This window comes from Streptoalloteichus hindustanus (assembly GCF_900129375.1).
GTDB lineage: Bacteria > Actinomycetota > Actinomycetes > Mycobacteriales > Pseudonocardiaceae > Streptoalloteichus > Streptoalloteichus hindustanus.
On sequence record NZ_FQVN01000004.1, the window covers coordinates 648,685 to 663,826 of the forward strand.

A 15,142-nucleotide genomic window follows, 5' to 3' on the forward strand; every position below is an offset into this window, starting at 1 on the left:
GGTCGACACATGACGGACCGTGTCGCGGTGATCGACCACTCGGCCCTGGTCGAGCTGGTGGGGCTGCTCCACGCCGAGGGCTACGTGGTGGTGGGTCCCACCCTGCGCGAGAACGCGATCGTGCTCGCCGAACTCGACGACGGCGACGACCTGGTCTCCGGCTGGGGAGTGGACACCGAGGCCGGGCGCTACCGGGTGGTGCGGCGCGCGGACGACGCGGTGTTCGCGCACTCCGCCGGGCCGCAGTCGTGGAAGTCGTTCCTGCACCCGGCGCGGCGGCGGCTGCTGTCGACCGACACCTCCGACGGAGACCTCACCGTGGAGCCCGAGCCGGAGCCGTCGCGCCGCATGGCGTTCCTGGGTGTGCGGCCCTGCGACCTGGTCGCCATCGGCGTGCTGGACCGGGTCCTGGCCGGTGGCCGGTACCCGGACCCCGGCTACACCGCCCGGCGGGACGGCGTCCTGGTCATCGTGGCCAACTGCACCGAGCCCGGCGCGACCTGCTTCTGCGTGTCCATGGGCGGCGGACCCCGCGCCCCCGCCGGATTCGACCTGGCGTTGACCGAGCGGGTGGACGACGCCGGCCACCGGTTCCTCGTCGAGGTCGGCAGCGCCGCCGGCGAGGAGCTCCTGGCGGCCCTGCCGCACCGGGCCGCCACCGACGCCGACCTGCGCGTGGCCGACGACGACCTGGCCGACGCCGCCGAGCACATGGGACGCGCCATGCCCGAGGTCGACCTGCGGGCGCTGCTGGTGGACAGCCGGGAGTCCCCGCACTGGGCCGAGGTCGCCTCCCGGTGCCTGGCCTGCGGCAACTGCACGATGGTGTGCCCGACCTGCTTCTGCACCACCACCGAGGAGGTCACCGACCTCACCGGCGAGCACGGCGAGCGGTGGCAGCGCTGGTCCTCCTGCTTCGACCTGGACTTCTCCTACCTGCACGGCGGCGAGGTGCGCACCAGCAGGCAGAGCCGCTACCGGCAGTGGATGACCCACAAGCTGAGCACCTGGTACGACCAGTTCGGCAGCTCCGGGTGCGTGGGGTGCGGGCGCTGCATCGTGTGGTGCCCGGTGGGCATCGACATCACCGAGGAGGCGGCCAGCCTCACCGCCCTCGCCTCCCGGGAGGTCGGGACATGACGACCGCGGCAGCCCCCACCCACGCCCGACGTCCCGACCCCATGACGCCGGTCCCCCACCGCGTGATCGAACGACGGCGGGAGACCCACGACACCGTGACCCTGCGCCTGGCCCCCACGGGGAGCGCCCTGCCCCCGTTCCGGCCGGGGCAGTTCACCATGCTGCTCGCCCCCGGCGTCGGCGAGGTGCCCATCTCGGTCAGCGGGGACCCGACCGCCACCGACGGCGTCCTGGAGCAGACGATCCGGGTGGTCGGCGCGGTCACCAGGGCGCTGACCGGGACCCCGGTGGGCGGGGTCGTCGGGGCTCGCGGCCCCTACGGCACCGAGTGGGACGTCCCCTCGGCCCGGGGCGGCGACCTGGTGCTCGTCGGCGGCGGGTGCGGGCTAGCCCCGCTCCGCCCCGCGCTGTTGGAGGCGCTCGCGCACCGCGCCCACTACCGCCGGGTGGTGGCCGTCCTCGGCGCGCGCGACCCGGAGAACCTGGTGTTCGCCGACCAGATGGCGCGGTGGCGGCGTCGCGCCGACGTCGAGGTCCACGTCACCGTGGACCGGGCGGGCCCGGACTGGCCGGGCCGGGTCGACCTGGTCACCGCGCCGCTCGCCGAGACCGCGCTGGAGCCCGCGCGCACCGTGGCCCTGCTGTGCGGCCCCGAGGTGATGATCCGCCGCTGCGCGGCGCTGCTGCTTGACCGAGGAGTGCCCGCCACGCGGGTGCGGGTGTCGTTGGAGCGCAACATGAAGTGCGGAATAGGCCACTGTGGACACTGCCAGCTCGGGCCGCTGCTGCTGTGCCGGGACGGGCCGGTCGTGCCGTACTCCGCGGCCGCTCCCCAGCTGGCCGTGCGGGAGCTGTGATGGCCGAGCGGAGCACGCCCACGCTGGCCGTCTGGAAGTTCACCTCCTGCGACGGCTGTCAGCTGACCCTGCTGGACTGCGAGGAGGACCTGCTCGCCCTCACCGGGCAGGTCGAGATCCGGCACTTCCTGGAGGCGTCGAGCCGCGCCGACCCCGGACCGTACGACGTCTCCCTGGTCGAGGGGTCGATCACCACGGCCGAGCAGGAGCGGCTGATCAGGCAGGTGCGCGAGTGGTCCCGCGTGCTGGTGACCATCGGCGCGTGCGCCACGGCCGGCGGGGTGCAGGCGCTGCGCAACTTCGCCGACGTCGAGGAGTTCCGCTCGGTCGTCTACGCCACACCGTCCTATGTGGACACCCTGGCGACGTCGACCCCGATCGCGGCGCACGTCCGCGTCGACTACGAGCTGCGGGGCTGCCCCATCGACCGCCGACAGCTCGTCGCGGTGCTGTCCGCCTTCCTCGCCGGGCGCGAACCCGACCTGCCCGACGACAGCGTGTGCACCGAGTGCAAGCGCCGCGGCAACACCTGCGTGATGGTGGCCGACGGCACGCCCTGCCTCGGCCCGGTCACCCACGCCGGGTGCGGCGCGCTGTGCCCCACCTACCGCCGGGGCTGCTACGGCTGCTTCGGGCCGGTCCGCGCGCCCAACACCAGGTCCCTCATCCGCCAGCTCCGCGTCTGCGGGATGGGCGACGCCGAGCTGGACCGGGTCTTCCACACCTTCAACGCCGCCGCGCCGGGATTCGCCTCCGCCAGGGGAGAGACCGATGAGCCATCGCAGTAGCCGGCACCTGCGGGTGGGCGCGCTGTCCCGCGTGGAGGGCGAGGGCGCCCTGCGGGTGCGCGTCCGCGACGGGCGGGTCGAGGAGGTCCAGCTCCGCATCTACGAGCCGCCCCGCTTCTTCGAGGCGTTCCTGCGCGGGCGGGCGCACACCGAGCCCCCGGACATCACCGCGCGCGTCTGCGGCATCTGCCCGGTCGCCTACCAGATGAGCGCCTGCCAGGCGATCGAGCGCGCCTGCGGGGTGCGGGTGGCCGCCGGGGTCGCCGACCTGCGCCGGCTGTTGTACTGCGGGGAGTGGATCGAGAGCCACACCCTGCACATCCACCTCCTGCACGCGCCGGACTTCCTCGGCGTTCCCGACGCCATCACGCTGGCCCGGCGCGACCGGGCGGTGGTGGAGCGCGGTCTCGCGCTCAAGCGGGCCGGCAACGCGGTGATGGAGCTGCTCGGCGGGCGCGCCATCCACCCGATCAACGTGCGTCTCGGCGGCTTCTACCGGCTGCCCGACCCCGCCGACCTCCGCCGGCTGCGCGAGCAGCTCCGGCAGGCCCTCGACGACGCGGTCGCCACCGCGGCCTGGGTCGCCACGTTCGACTTCCCCGACGTGGAGACCGACCACGAGCTGCTGGCGCTGCACGAGCCGGGCGAGTACGCCGTCGACCGCGGTGTCCTGCGCACCAGCGGCGGGCTGGAGTTCCCCGTCGAGGAGTTCCTCGACCACGTCGTGGAGCGGCAGGTCGCGCACTCCACCGCACTTCAGTCCACTTTGGACGGACGTCGCCACCTGACCGGCCCGCTCGCCCGGTACGCGCTCAACGCGCAGTGGCTGCGACCGGCCGCGGCGGAGGCGGCGAGGGCGGCCGGCCTGGACGGCCCGTGCCGCAACCCGTTCCGCAGCATCGTCGTGCGGGCGGTGGAGGTCGTCCACGCCGTCGAGGAGGCGCTGCACGTCCTGGACCACTACCAACCGCCCGCCGCGCCGCACGTCCCGGTGCCGGCCCGCGCCGCGGTCGGGCACGGCGCCACCGAGGCACCGCGCGGGGTGCTCTACCACCGGTACGTGCTGAACGACGCGGGCCTGCTCGACTCCGTCGACATGGTGCCGCCCACGGCGCAGAACCAGTTGGCCATCGAGGACGACCTCCGCCGCGTGGTGCAGGACAACCTGGACCTGGACGACGGCGAGCTGACGAAACTGTGCGAGCGCGCGATCCGCAACCACGATCCGTGCATCTCCTGCTCGGCGCACTTCCTCGACCTCACCGTGGAGCGGGCGTGAGCGACTGGGCGGTCGTGATCGGGGTGGGCAACGAGTTCCGCCGCGACGACGGGGTCGGCCTCGCCGTCGTCTCCCGGGTGCGCCCGCTCCTGCCCCGGGGGGTGCGGGTGGTGGGCACCGACGGCGAGCCCTCCCGGCTGCTGGACGCGTGGCGGGGCGTGCGGCTGGCGGTCGTGGTCGACGCCGCCACCGCCGAACCCGCTCGCCCGGGCCGGGTGCACCACAGCGCGGTGAACCGGCTGCCCGGCGGCCCCACCAGCTCGCACGGGATGGGGCTGCCGGAGGCGGTGGAGCTGGCCAGGGCGCTGGACGGGTTGCCGGAGCGGCTGGTCGTGCTCACCATCGAGGTCGCTGACGTGGGCTTCGGCCTCGGCCTGTCCCCTCCGGTCGCCCGGGCGGTGCCGGAGGTCGCCGAGACGGTGCTGCGCGAGGTCGGGGCCGCCACGGCGGGCGACGGGGCACCGCGCTGAGCACGGCGCTGAGCACCGCGCCACCGTCCAGGCCGGGCCCGGACGAGGCGTGCCGCACGAGGACCCGTCAGGGAGCGTGATGCGGAATGACCGCCAGGTCGCACGGCGCCGTCGTGGTGGGGTTCGACGGGTCGGAGTCCGCCCGCCGGGCGGCTCGCTGGGCCGCGGCGGAGGCGGGGAGCCGGGGCAGGCCGCTGCTGGTGGCGCACGCCTTCCGCTGGCCGCTGGCGGAGCTGGCCTGGCTCCGGCTGCCGGTCTCGGCGGTGTCGGAGGAGCCGCTGCGCAGGGCGATGGCGGCCGAACTCGACGACGTCGCCGAGCAGTGCCGGCTCGCCGTGCCCGGGCTGCGGGTGCGCACCGAGGTCGTCTCGGGCGAACCGGTGGCGGCGCTGGACGCCGTGGCGGGTGACGCCGAGCTCCTCGTGCTGGGGGCCTCGGAGGTGAACTCGGCCGTCACGATGCTGGTCGGCTCGACCGCCACCGACCTGGCGCGACGCGTCGTCACGCCGATGGTGCTCGTGCGGGGCGAGCCGCGGGAGCGGCCGGTGGCGGCCGGTCGGGTCGTCGTCGGCGTCGACGGCTCCCCGACCAGCGTCGAGGCCGTCGGGTTCGCGGTGGAGTTCTGCGCCCGCCACCGCGCCGGACTCGTCGCGGTGCACGCCTGGCCCACGCTCCCCTTCGACGCGCTCGACCCCGCCCGCGCCTGGGGCGTCGACTGGGCGGCGCTGCGGGAGGAGGCCCAGGACACCCTGTCCCGCTCGCTGGCCGGCTGGTCCGACCGCCACCCCGACGTCGAGGTGCGGCGGGTGGTCGGCGAGCAGCGGCCCGCCGAGGCGCTGCTGCGGGAGGCCCAGGACGCCGACCTCGTCGTGGTGGGCAGCCACGGCCGCGGTGCGGTCCGCCGGGTCCTGCTGGGCTCGGTCAGCCACACCCTGCTCCGGTACGCGCCGTGCCCCGTGGCGGTCGTGCGACCGCACGCGCGGTCGGAGCCGTGACCGCGCCACGACCGCGGCGGACCGCACGCGGCGACGCGGAACGGACTGAACGGGCTGAACGGCCTCGCCCACCGTGCCGTTGTGCCCTGGGCCGGCCCGCGCCGCGCGGGCCACAGTCGAGAGACGACCGCACTCCACAGGGAGCAGCCATGACCGGTAGGAGCACACCGGACCGTCGCACCATCCACTCGGCGTTGGCCGTCGCCGGCCGGGCGCCCTCGCTGCACAACACCCAGCCCTGGCGGTGGGAGGTCGACGCGCACTCGGTGCGCCTGCACGCCGACCGGTCCCGGCAGCTCCCCGCGACCGACCCCGCCGGGCGGCAGCTCGTCATCAGTTGCGGGGCCGCCCTCCACCACGCCCGGGTCGCCTTCGCCGCGCTGGGCTGGCGCGTGACGGCGCACCGACTGCCCCGCCCCGACCAGCCGGACCACCTGGCCACCCTGGAGTTCGTCCGCCACCCCGAGATCGACCCGGACGAGGTGGCGTTGGCGTTGGCCGCCTCCCGGCGCCACACCGACCGGCGGCCGTTCCTGCCCGACGCCGTCCCGCGTCCGGTGCTGGACCGGTTGACGAGCGCCGCCGCCGAACAGGGCGCGCGGTGGGTCGTCGTCGACCAACCCACCGCGCGTCGCGAGCTCGTGGTCGCCATCGGCCACGCCGACGCCACCCAGCGGGCCGATCCCGCCTACCGCACCGAACTCGCCGCGTGGGCCGGCCGCTCCGGCGTGGCCGACGAGGGCGTGCCCGCCGCCAACCTCCCGGACCGGCGGCCAGGGGACCGGGGCATGCCCGCCCGGGACTTCCAGCAGGCCGGGCTCGGTTCGCTGGCGGCGCCCCACGCCGTCGACGACGGCGCGGCGCTGGGCGTGCTGGCCACCGACGGCGACGACCAGGGCTCCTGGCTGGCCGCCGGGGAGTCCCTCAGCGCCGTCCTGCTGGCCGCGACCGACAGCGGGTTGGCCACCTGCCCCCTCAGCCAGGTGCCCGAGGTCGAGCCGGCTCGGGACCTGGTCCGGACGGCGGCCCTGGGTGGCTCCGGCCAACCCCAGATCGTCCTGCGGCTGGGCTGGCCGGCCGGCGACCCCCTGGGCATCCCCGCCACCGCCCGGCGCCCCCTCGCCGAGACGGTCTCCGTGCCCCCTCCCTGGTGACCGCGGTGACCGGCTTCGACGCGCCGGACGAGCCCGGCTCGTGGCGCGCCGGGGACTGTCGGCGAGGGGGCCACGACGTCGAAGGTCGGTGGCCGCCCGCCACGCGACCCAGGCTCGCGCGGTGGGCGATCTGGTCGTCGCGTTCCGGTCAGGTGAACGCGATGCGCCGGGTGCGCAGCGCTGTGCGGGTTGACCGGTGCGAGTACGCCTTGTCCGCGATCACCGCCTCGGGCCGGACGCGGGGGTCCCGGCCCGGGGGCGGGCAACACGGATGCCGTCGAGCAGTGGCAGCGGTTGCGGGTTGTCCCCGGCCTGACCGGGTGTGATCAGGATGCGCAACGGCAGAGGCGCGTCCGTCGACCACGAGGTGGATCTTGGTGCTCAGTCCGCCCCGGGCCGCTCGTGCGCAACCTTCCACGGTTCGCACCGGTCGGGCAGGTCCCACCACGGAGCGCCGGGGCGCAGCCACCACAGGATCGCGTTGATCACCTGGCGGTGATCCCGCCACCCGCGACCACACCCCGACACCGGTAACAGCGGCTCGACCGCCGCCCACGCCCGATCGGTCAGCTCACCACGCCCAACCGTGCGCCAGAACCACCAGACACCCCGATCTCCGACTCACAGGACACCGCCCAAGCCCTCACAGGCGTGAGTGGTCCGGCTTTCCATGACGACTCGCCGAGTCCGCGTCGAGAAACCACGCGGAGCGCGGGGTTCAGCCGACCGGGTTGCGCACCACCGCCACCGGGCAGGGCGCGTGGTGCAGGGCCGCGTGGCTGGTCGAGCCGAGCAGCATGCCGGTGACGCTGCCCCGGCCGCGGGCTCCGAGGACCAGGAGCTGGGCGTGCTCGCTCCCAGCCGTCGTCAACAGCGCCCTGGCGGGCCGTTCCGGCACCACCCGCACCTCGACGGGGACCTCGGGATACTCCTCGCGCCACCGCACCAGCCGGTCCAGCAGGGCCTGTTCGGCGCGGTGGCGCTGCTCGTCCCAGCCGACGTCGGCGGTCAGCAGGTGCGTGAGGAAGTCGCTGTCCACCGGGTTGTGCCAGGCGTGGACGGCCAGGAGCGGCACGTTCCGGTCGGTCGCGGCGCGCAGGGCGAAGTCCACCGCCGCGTCGCTCAGGGGTGAGAGGTCCACCCCCACCATCACCGGCCCCTCCGCCGGCGCCCCCTCCGTCAACGATGCCGTGGCGTCCGCGCCCGTGCGCACCACGACCACCGGGCAGTGCCCCGCCGACGCCAGAGCCACTCCCACCGACCCCACCATCAGGCCCGTGAAGCCACCCAGCCCCCGACTGCCCACCACCACGAGCCGCGCCTCCCGGGACCGGTCGATGAGCACCGCCGTCGGCGACGCGGTCACCAGGTGGCCCCGCACCTCGACGGACGGCTCCTCCGCCCGGCACGTCGCCACGGCCTCGGCCAGCACGGCGTTCGCCGCGTCCCGCAGGGCCTGGTGGCCGCCCTGGACCAGCCAGCCACCGGGAGTGCGCACCACCGGCCACAGCGACGCGTGCACCACGTCCAGCGGGGCCTTCCGGCGGCCCGCCTCTCGGGCCGCCCACCGCGCCGCCCGCTGCGCGCTCGTCGAACCGTCCACCCCGACCACGACCGGTCCCACCGCGCGCATGGCCCGCCTCCTCCGTCTCGACGTGCCCAGCATGCGGCGACCCCGTCCAGGTCGGCAGGGCAGAAGGTCCCCCGCCCTTCAGGCGTCCCGCTCTTCCGGCGCCGGGACGGGCCGGGCCGCCGGCCGCCGGCGAGGCGCTCGCCCCGAGCTGGCGCCCGCTGTCCGTCGCCGCGTCGAGAGCGCCCGCACGGCCTTGTCGGCGCCGTCCGCGAGCAGGACGGCGGGAACCGCGCACAGCGCCAGCGCCCAACCCCACGGGCTCGGCGTGGTGCCGCCCAGCAGGGCGGGCACGTACGGCGCGGACAGCACCGCCAGCAACACGGCCAGTTCGAACACCACCGCGAACCACAGCAGGGTGTTGCCCCGCAGGCCCACCCGCCCGACCCAGCGGGTCTCGCTGCGGCAGGCGAAGGCGTTGGCGAGCTGGCCGAACACGACCGCGGCGAAGGCGGTGCCGGAGGCCGTGGCGAGCAGGCCGGCCGGGGCGTCCTGCCCCAGCCGCCACCCGCCGCCGAGCAGCACCAGCACGAACGCGCCCACCGCGACCAGGGCCTCGGTCGGGCCGAGGACGGCGAAGGCGCGGCGCACCACGCCCCCGTCGATCAGGCGGCCGCGACGGGCCGGCCCGGCCATCGTGCGGGAGTGCGGCGGCTCGGCGCCGAGCGCGAGGGCGGGCAGCAGGTCGGTGCCGATGTCCAGGGCGAGGATCTGCAGGACCGACAGCGCCAGCGGGACGGACCCGCCCGAGAGCGCCCACACGACGAACGGCGCCAGCTCGGCCACGTTGTCGGTCAGGTGGTAGGTCAGGAAGCGTCGGATGTTGGCGAAGGTGGCCCTGCCCAGCTCCACCGCGCCGACGATCGTGGCGAAGTGGTCGTCCAGCAGCACCAGGTCGGCCGCCTCCCTGGCCACGTCGGTCCCGGAGGCCCCCATGGCGACGCCGATGTCGGCGGCGCGCAGGGCGGGGCCGTCGTTGACCCCGTCCCCGGTCATCGCCACGACGTGCCCCCTGGCCTGGAGCGCCCGCGCGATGCGGAGCTTGTCCTCGGGCGTGACCCGGGCGACCACCACGCCGTCGCGGTCCAGCAGGCGCCCCAGGGCGGCCTCGTCGGGTGGCAGGTCCCCGCCCGCCACCACCAGCTCGTCCTGGCCGAGCAGGCCCACCTCGCGGGCGATGGCGGCGGCGGTGGCCGGGTGGTCGCCGGTGATCATCGCGACCCGGATGCCGGCGCGGCGGCAGGAGGCGATGGCAGCGGCGACGTCGGGTCGGGGCGGGTCCTCCAGCCCGACCAGCCCCAGCAACTCCAGGTCGTGCTCGGGGTCGTCGGCCGCGGCCGGGACGGGGGCGCGCCGACGCGCGACGGCCAGCACGCGCAGCCCGGTTCGGCTCATCCGCAGGGCGGCGGCCTCGGCGTCCTCGGCGGCCTCGGGTGGGGCGGCGCAGCGCGGCAGCACCGAGTCCATGGCCCCGGTGACGTGCACGCCGTCGACGTCGACGACCGAGGAGCGGCGACGCCGGGGGTCGAACGGGTGGCGTTCCCGGGCGCGGGGTGGCTCGGGCACGCCGGCGCGCGCGGCCAGGACGTGCAGCGCCACCTCCATCGGGTCGCCGACGGGACGCCACGCGTCCTGCTTCCGCACGGCGTGCGCGTCGGGGGAGCAGCGCGCGGCGCTGTCGGCCACCGCGCGGACCGCCTCGCGCACGGCCTCCGACGCGAGGACCTCGCCGTCCGGGTCGTAGCCCTCTCCCCTGACCCGGGCCTCGCCCCGCGGGGTCCACACCCGGACCACGGTCATCTCGTTGCGGGTGAGCGTGCCGGTCTTGTCGCTGCAGATGAAGGTCGTCGCGCCCAGGGTCTCCACCGACTCCAGCCGCCGCACGAGCGCGTTGCGCCCGGCCATCCGCTGGGCCGCGCGGGCCAGCGACAACGTCACGGTGGGCAGCAGCCCTTCCGGGACCAGCGCGACGGTCACCCCGATGGCGAACAGGAAACCCGAGGTGGCGTCGAACCCGAGCGCGACCGCCACGCCGAAGAAGAGGACGCCCACGCCCACCGCGATCGCGCCGACGACGGTGACCACGCGGTGGAGCTGGGCGGACAGGGGGCTGCGGGGCCGGTGGGCGCGCTGGGTGACCACGGCGATGCCGGCCAGGCGGGTCCCGGAGCCGGTGGCGGACACCAGCCCGACCGCCTGCCCCTCCACGACGTGGGTGCCGGCGTGCAGGGTGGCGCCGGGTTCGGGGCGGACCGGGACGCTCTCCCCGGTCAGCAGCGACTCGTCGACGGCCAGGCGGTGGGCGCGCAGCAGCGAGAGGTCGGCGCAGACCCGGTCGCCGGCATCCAGCAGCACGACGTCGCCGGTGACCAGGTCGGCCGCGTCGACGACGACCGCGCGCCCGTCGCGCCGGACCGTCACCCGACTCGGCAACAGCTCGCGCAGGCGTTGGGCGGCGAGGTCGGCCCGGTACTCCTGGACGAACGCGAACACGCCGTTGAGCAGGACGACCACGGCGATCGCGACGGCCAGCGCCGGCATCCCGGCCAGCAGGGCGAGCCCGGCCGCCGCCCAGAGCATGAGGGCGAAGAAGTGCACGAGCTGCGCGGCCAGCATCAGCACCGGGTGCGGACGCCGCGCCGCGGGCAGCACGTTGGGCCCGTCCCGCCCCAACCGTCGCCTGGCCTCGGCGGAGGTCAGGCCGAGCTGTTCGTCGGTGGCCTCCCGCTGGTCGGGGGTGGACCCCACCACGCTCATGTGCCATCACCTTCCGTCCGGCTCGCCGCCGACGCGGCACAGGTTGTGGTCAGAGCCCACACGGCCCGAGGGGTTGCGGCGGTCGGCGTCGCGGCGGACGCGACGGCGGCGAGCCCTCAGCCGGGCAGACCCAGAAGCGCGTTGAGAGACGTCCCGGGACCGTCGTGGCGCTCGCTCCCCCGCGCCCGCCCCCGCAGCGACGGGCACAGCGGCGGGAACAGCGCCAGGAGCGCGACACCGAGAGCGGTCGCGTCGACGACGGCGCGCACGAGCAACGCGGTCATCGGCGCGAGGTGGCCGAAGGCCGCGGCGACACCCGCCAGGCCCGGCACGAGCGCCAGGCAGCCGGCGCCGACCGCGCACCGCCTGGCGCGTCGGGCGACGGCGCCGGCCAGCGGGTTCGCGGTGTCCCGGAGAACCCCGCGTCGGGCCGCCCGGGACGCTCCGGCGGTCATCGCCACCACCGAGGCCGTCAGCAGCGGGAGCGGCGTCGCGACCAGCAGCACCGACGCGGCCCGCGCCGGCTCCCCGGTCAGCGCCCAGACGACCGCGGCGGCCAGCAGGCCCGCGACGCCGAGCCCGAACCCGAGCCGACGCAGGGCGTTGACCAGCGCTTCCTCGGCCACCCGCAACGCGACGACCGCGTTCCGCAGGGCCGCGTGGGCGCTGTCGTCGGCGCCCGTGGTGGCCCACAGCTCGACGTCGGGACCGAGATTGGTGGCGCCGGCCAGGACAGCGCCCCCGGGTGAGCGCCACCGGGGCCGGGTTCCCGCGCCGAGCGCCGACTCGTCGAACAGCCCCACGCCGGCGATCCGCCCGTCGACCGGGACCATCTCGCCCTGCCGGACCACCACCAGGTCGCCCGGCCCGACCCGCGCGGCGGGAACGGTGCGCACCCCGCGGGTCATCCGCTGGTTCGCCCATCGCGGCGCGGCCCTCCACACCCGGCGCAGGTCCTGCTCCGCCCAGCGGCGAGCCGCCTCCCCGAGCGCGAGACCGCCGACGAGCACGAGGCCGGCCACGGCGAACAGCGGCGCCCCGCCCGCCACCGCGGCCAGACCCAGAGCGGGCAGGCCGAGCACGACCGCGGCGGCCAGTCCGAGCCGGTCGCGTCGGACAGGCCGTCGGCCCGACGTCCGTCGCCGCGCGGCGTTGATGGCGTTCACGGGACACCTCCGCCCCGACCGCGCGTCAAGGGCGCGCGGTCAAGCCTCGATCGCTGCTCACCTCGGCTGTCGCCACGCCCGGAGCGGTCATCCGGCGCGGTCGGCGTGGGACACGGCGTGGGGCGGCCCCTCGACCACCCGGGCGTCCGGCCCGGGGAACACCAGGCTCACGTGGCCGTTGTCCAGCCACCGCACCACGTACGGCGGGGAGCCGTCGGAGTGGCGCAGCTCGATGATCTGGCCCTCCCTGCGACCGTCGTCGACCCGGGTTCCCTCGACGACCAGCCAGTTTCCGACACGTGCTCGCATGTCGAGCTCCTTCGGGACGCGCGGGGCCGCCGACGGCGGACCCGCTGATCACGTCCTGACGCTAGGTCGCCGGCACGGGGCGCCGACACCGTCCAACAGACGTCGTGGACCGGGCCGAAAGCCCCTGATGAACCACGCACCCAGCGGGGAACCTCAGGATAGGCCGACGCCAACCGGAAGGGCCGGCGATGGACGTGGACGACGCGGGACCGGGACGCATCGTGGTCGGGGTGGACGGCACCGAGGCCGGTTGGCCGGCGGTGCGGTGGGCGGCCGAGGAGGCCGCCGCCCACGGCAGGACGTTGCGGATCTACCACTGCTGGCGACCGGCGCCCCGCGCCTACTCGTCGCCGGGCGGGGCGGTGCTGCCCGTCGCCGCCAGCCCGGTCGCGCCGAGCCGGGCCGCCGTGGCCGTGCTGACCGAGGCGCTCCGCGTGGTCGAGGCGGAACGGCCCGACATCCCCCGTGCGGCGCACCTGCTTGAGGGCTTCCCGGCCGCCGCGCTGCGCGCCGTGGCCCGACCGGGCGACGTGCTGGTGCTGGGGTTGCGCGAGCGCAACCGGGTGGCCGCCCGGTTCCTCGGCTCGACGGCGAGCGACCTCCTCACCCACGCGCCCTGCGCGGTCGTCGCCGTTCCCCCGCGCATCCCGGTCGGGGACGGCCCGTTCACCGGCCACGTGGTGGTGGCGGTCAACGGCAGCGCCCACTCGGCGCCCGCGCTCGGGCTGGGGTTCGCCGAGGCCGCCACCCACCACTGGCCGCTGGCCGTGGTCCACGTCGAACGCCTCGGCAGCGACGTCATCGGCGCCACCCGCCGCGAGCCGCGTCAGGAGGCCGAGGTCGTCCCGTTCCCCAACGACTACCCGCTGCTGCGCGACGCGCTCGCCCCGTGGCGGGAGCGCTACCCCGACGTCGCGGTGCGCCAGGCCGCGCTGCGCGGCGCGGTGCCGGACGTGCTCGCCGACAGCACCGCGGGAGCGCGCCTGGTCGTGCTCGGCCGTCCCCGCCACCCGTGGCTCCCGGTCCGGGTGGTCGACCTCGTGCTGGGCAGGGCCGGTTGCCCGGTCGCGGTGGCCCCGTCGCCGCCGTCGACCCCGCACGGCACCGGCGTTCCCGGCGTTCCTGGCGTTCCCGGCGTCCCGCCCGTCGAGCACCACTGAGCCGGACCAGGAGGAGCTGTGCTGCATACGGTCGATGTCGGTGAGTTCTCCCTGGCCAGCTATCGAGGGGTGGCGCCGGAGGAGGTGCTCGACGCGCTCGCCGCGGTGGCGGCCCGACTCCGGGGGCTGCGCGTGCTGCACCTCAACGCCACCCCGTACGGCGGCGGGGTGTCCGAGCTGCTGCGCTCGGCGGTGCCCCTCTGCAACGACCTCGACATCCCCACCCGCTGGAAGATCATCGCGGGGAACGAGGCGTTCTTCACCGTCACCAAGAAGATGCACAACGCGCTGCAGGGTGCGGCGTCGACCCCGACCCCCGCCGAACGCCGGGTGTACGAGGACACCTCGCGGCGCAACGCCGCGATGCTGGGCGCGGACGCGGACTTCGACGACTTCGACGTCGTGGTCGCGCACGACCCCCAACCGAGCGCGATCAGGTCGTTCGTGGACAGCTCCCCCGCGCGCTGGGTCTGGCGCTGCCACATCGACACCGCCGAGCCCGACCCGCACACCTGGTCCTACCTCCGCGACTTCGTCCTGCGCCACGACAGGACGGTCTTCACCTCGGCCGAGTTCGTCCCGCCGGACCTGCCGGCGGAGCGCGTGCGGATCATGCCGCCGGCCATCGACCCGTTGAGCCCGAAGAACATGCCCCTGGACCGCGCGACGGCGGCCTCGGTGCTGAACTGGATCGGCATCGAAGCGGACCGACCGCTGGTCACCCAGGTGTCGCGGTTCGACCCGTGGAAGGACCCGCTCGGGGTCATCCGCGCCTACCGGCTGGCCAGGGCCGAGGTTCCCGGCCTCCAGCTCGCCCTGGTCGGCTCGATGGCGCTGGACGACCCCGAGGCGTGGGAGATCTACCGCGAGATCACCGCCGTCAGCGACAACGACCCCGACGTCCACGTGTTCACCAACCTCACCGGCGTGGGCAACGTGGAGGTCAACGCCTTCCAACGGCTCTCCGGCGTCATGGTGCAGAAGTCGCTGCGGGAGGGGTTCGGCCTGGTCGTGTCGGAGTCGCTGTGGAAGGGGACGCCGGTGGTGGCGGGACGCGCCGGCGGCATCCCCCTGCAGATGGCCGACGGCGCGGGCGGGCTCCTGGTCGACTCGGTCGAGGAGTGCGCCGCCGGCATGGTCGCGCTGCTGGCCGACCCGGACCGGGCGCGCGCCCTCGGCGCCGCCGGCCAGGAGCGGGTGCGCCGGCACTTCCTGCTCCCCCGGCTCCTGCTGGACGAGCTGACGATGCTGGACGAGCTGGTCAACGGCGGCCCCGCGGACCAGCGGGTCGACCAGGACCCGTGCTGCGGGATCAGCCTGCCCGCCGGCCTGCCCGCCCTCACCGCCGACGTCGACGGCCACCACCGCCGCTTCTGCTCACGGCAGTGCCGGGACGCCTCGGTCGGGACCGCCACGTCGCCGCGGAAGGTCGGCTGA

14 protein-coding genes are annotated in these 15,142 nt (G+C 75.7%); 9 read left to right on the forward strand and 5 right to left on the reverse strand.

What is annotated here, in order from left to right; all coding sequences use genetic code 11:
* Nucleotides 1-9 precede the first annotated feature (9 nt).
* The 7 genes from BUE43_RS15830 (at nt 10) to BUE43_RS15860 (ending at nt 6,683) form a co-directional block, all read left to right on the forward strand.
* Nucleotides 10-1,140, forward strand: a complete 1,131-nt coding sequence (locus BUE43_RS15830) for a 4Fe-4S dicluster domain-containing protein (RefSeq protein ID WP_073483727.1) — start codon at nt 10-12, stop codon at nt 1,138-1,140.
* The gene (locus BUE43_RS15835) at nt 1,137-1,997 is read left to right on the forward strand and encodes an FAD/NAD(P)-binding protein (RefSeq protein ID WP_073483729.1); all 861 of its coding nucleotides are present in this window, start codon (nt 1,137-1,139) and stop codon (nt 1,995-1,997) included. Before BUE43_RS15830 ends, BUE43_RS15835 begins: the two co-directional genes overlap by 4 nt.
* A complete protein-coding gene (locus BUE43_RS15840) occupies nt 1,997-2,785 on the forward strand; it encodes an NADH-quinone oxidoreductase subunit B family protein (protein WP_073483731.1) in 789 nt (262 codons plus the stop codon). Before BUE43_RS15835 ends, BUE43_RS15840 begins: the two co-directional genes overlap by 1 nt.
* A complete protein-coding gene (locus BUE43_RS15845) occupies nt 2,769-4,064 on the forward strand; it encodes a Ni/Fe hydrogenase subunit alpha (protein WP_073483733.1) in 1,296 nt (431 codons plus the stop codon). Before BUE43_RS15840 ends, BUE43_RS15845 begins: the two co-directional genes overlap by 17 nt.
* Nucleotides 4,061-4,534, forward strand: coding sequence for a hydrogenase maturation protease (locus tag BUE43_RS15850; protein WP_073483735.1), 474 nt, complete (start codon nt 4,061-4,063; stop codon nt 4,532-4,534). The genes BUE43_RS15845 and BUE43_RS15850 overlap by 4 nt, the downstream gene beginning before the upstream one ends.
* 86 nt (nt 4,535-4,620) lie before the next feature.
* The gene (locus BUE43_RS15855; RefSeq protein ID WP_073483737.1) at nt 4,621-5,529 is read left to right on the forward strand and encodes a universal stress protein; all 909 of its coding nucleotides are present in this window, start codon (nt 4,621-4,623) and stop codon (nt 5,527-5,529) included.
* 149 nt (nt 5,530-5,678) lie between these two features.
* Nucleotides 5,679-6,683, forward strand: coding sequence for an Acg family FMN-binding oxidoreductase (locus tag BUE43_RS15860; protein ID WP_200797528.1), 1,005 nt, complete (start codon nt 5,679-5,681; stop codon nt 6,681-6,683).
* Nucleotides 6,684-7,064: 381 nt separating this feature from the next.
* Here the strand turns inward: BUE43_RS15860 and BUE43_RS35970 are convergent, their stop codons facing one another.
* From BUE43_RS35970 to BUE43_RS15885, 5 genes are all read right to left on the reverse strand, one after another.
* The gene (locus tag BUE43_RS35970) at nt 7,065-7,253 is read right to left on the reverse strand and encodes a transposase (protein WP_200797553.1); all 189 of its coding nucleotides are present in this window, start codon (nt 7,251-7,253) and stop codon (nt 7,065-7,067) included.
* Nucleotides 7,254-7,401: 148 nt separating this feature from the next.
* On the reverse strand, nt 7,402-8,316 hold the full coding sequence (locus BUE43_RS15870) for a universal stress protein (RefSeq protein WP_073483739.1): 915 nt from the start codon (nt 8,314-8,316) through the stop codon (nt 7,402-7,404).
* A gap of 78 nt (nt 8,317-8,394) precedes the next feature.
* Nucleotides 8,395-11,070: a cation-translocating P-type ATPase gene (locus BUE43_RS15875; protein WP_073483741.1), complete on the reverse strand. Its 2,676-nt coding sequence runs from the start codon at nt 11,068-11,070 to the stop codon at nt 8,395-8,397.
* Between the two features lie 116 nt (nt 11,071-11,186).
* Nucleotides 11,187-12,236 carry a P-type ATPase actuator domain-containing protein gene (locus tag BUE43_RS15880; RefSeq protein ID WP_073483743.1) on the reverse strand — a complete coding sequence of 350 codons (1,050 nt, stop codon included), beginning with the start codon at nt 12,234-12,236 and terminating at the stop codon, nt 11,187-11,189.
* Between the two features lie 87 nt (nt 12,237-12,323).
* Nucleotides 12,324-12,545: a DUF1918 domain-containing protein gene (locus tag BUE43_RS15885; protein WP_073483745.1), complete on the reverse strand. Its 222-nt coding sequence runs from the start codon at nt 12,543-12,545 to the stop codon at nt 12,324-12,326.
* Between the two features lie 188 nt (nt 12,546-12,733).
* Between BUE43_RS15885 and BUE43_RS15890 the strand changes: the two genes are divergently transcribed.
* Nucleotides 12,734-13,705 (forward strand): universal stress protein, encoded by a 972-nt coding sequence (locus tag BUE43_RS15890; RefSeq protein ID WP_073483747.1) that lies wholly within the window; start codon nt 12,734-12,736, stop codon nt 13,703-13,705.
* Between the two features lie 18 nt (nt 13,706-13,723).
* Nucleotides 13,724-15,142, forward strand: a complete 1,419-nt coding sequence (locus tag BUE43_RS15895) for a glycosyltransferase (protein WP_073483749.1) — start codon at nt 13,724-13,726, stop codon at nt 15,140-15,142.

Excerpts from the sequence above, each read along its gene's own strand:
- BUE43_RS15855 (WP_073483737.1), top strand. The coding sequence starts at position 4,621 with ATGACCGCCAGGTCGCACGGCGCCGTCGTGGTGGGGTTCGACGGGTCG.
- BUE43_RS15885 (WP_073483745.1), bottom strand. The coding sequence starts at position 12,545 with ATGCGAGCACGTGTCGGAAACTGGCTGGTCGTCGAGGGAACCCGGGTC.
- BUE43_RS15840 (WP_073483731.1), top strand. The coding sequence starts at position 1,997 with ATGGCCGAGCGGAGCACGCCCACGCTGGCCGTCTGGAAGTTCACCTCC.
- BUE43_RS15835 (WP_073483729.1), top strand. The coding sequence starts at position 1,137 with ATGACGACCGCGGCAGCCCCCACCCACGCCCGACGTCCCGACCCCATG.
- BUE43_RS15860 (WP_200797528.1), top strand. The coding sequence starts at position 5,679 with ATGACCGGTAGGAGCACACCGGACCGTCGCACCATCCACTCGGCGTTG.
- BUE43_RS15845 (WP_073483733.1), top strand. The coding sequence starts at position 2,769 with ATGAGCCATCGCAGTAGCCGGCACCTGCGGGTGGGCGCGCTGTCCCGC.
- BUE43_RS15875 (WP_073483741.1), bottom strand. The coding sequence starts at position 11,070 with ATGAGCGTGGTGGGGTCCACCCCCGACCAGCGGGAGGCCACCGACGAA.
- BUE43_RS15870 (WP_073483739.1), bottom strand. The coding sequence starts at position 8,316 with ATGCGCGCGGTGGGACCGGTCGTGGTCGGGGTGGACGGTTCGACGAGC.
- BUE43_RS15890 (WP_073483747.1), top strand. The coding sequence starts at position 12,734 with ATGGACGTGGACGACGCGGGACCGGGACGCATCGTGGTCGGGGTGGAC.
- BUE43_RS15830 (WP_073483727.1), top strand. The coding sequence starts at position 10 with ATGACGGACCGTGTCGCGGTGATCGACCACTCGGCCCTGGTCGAGCTG.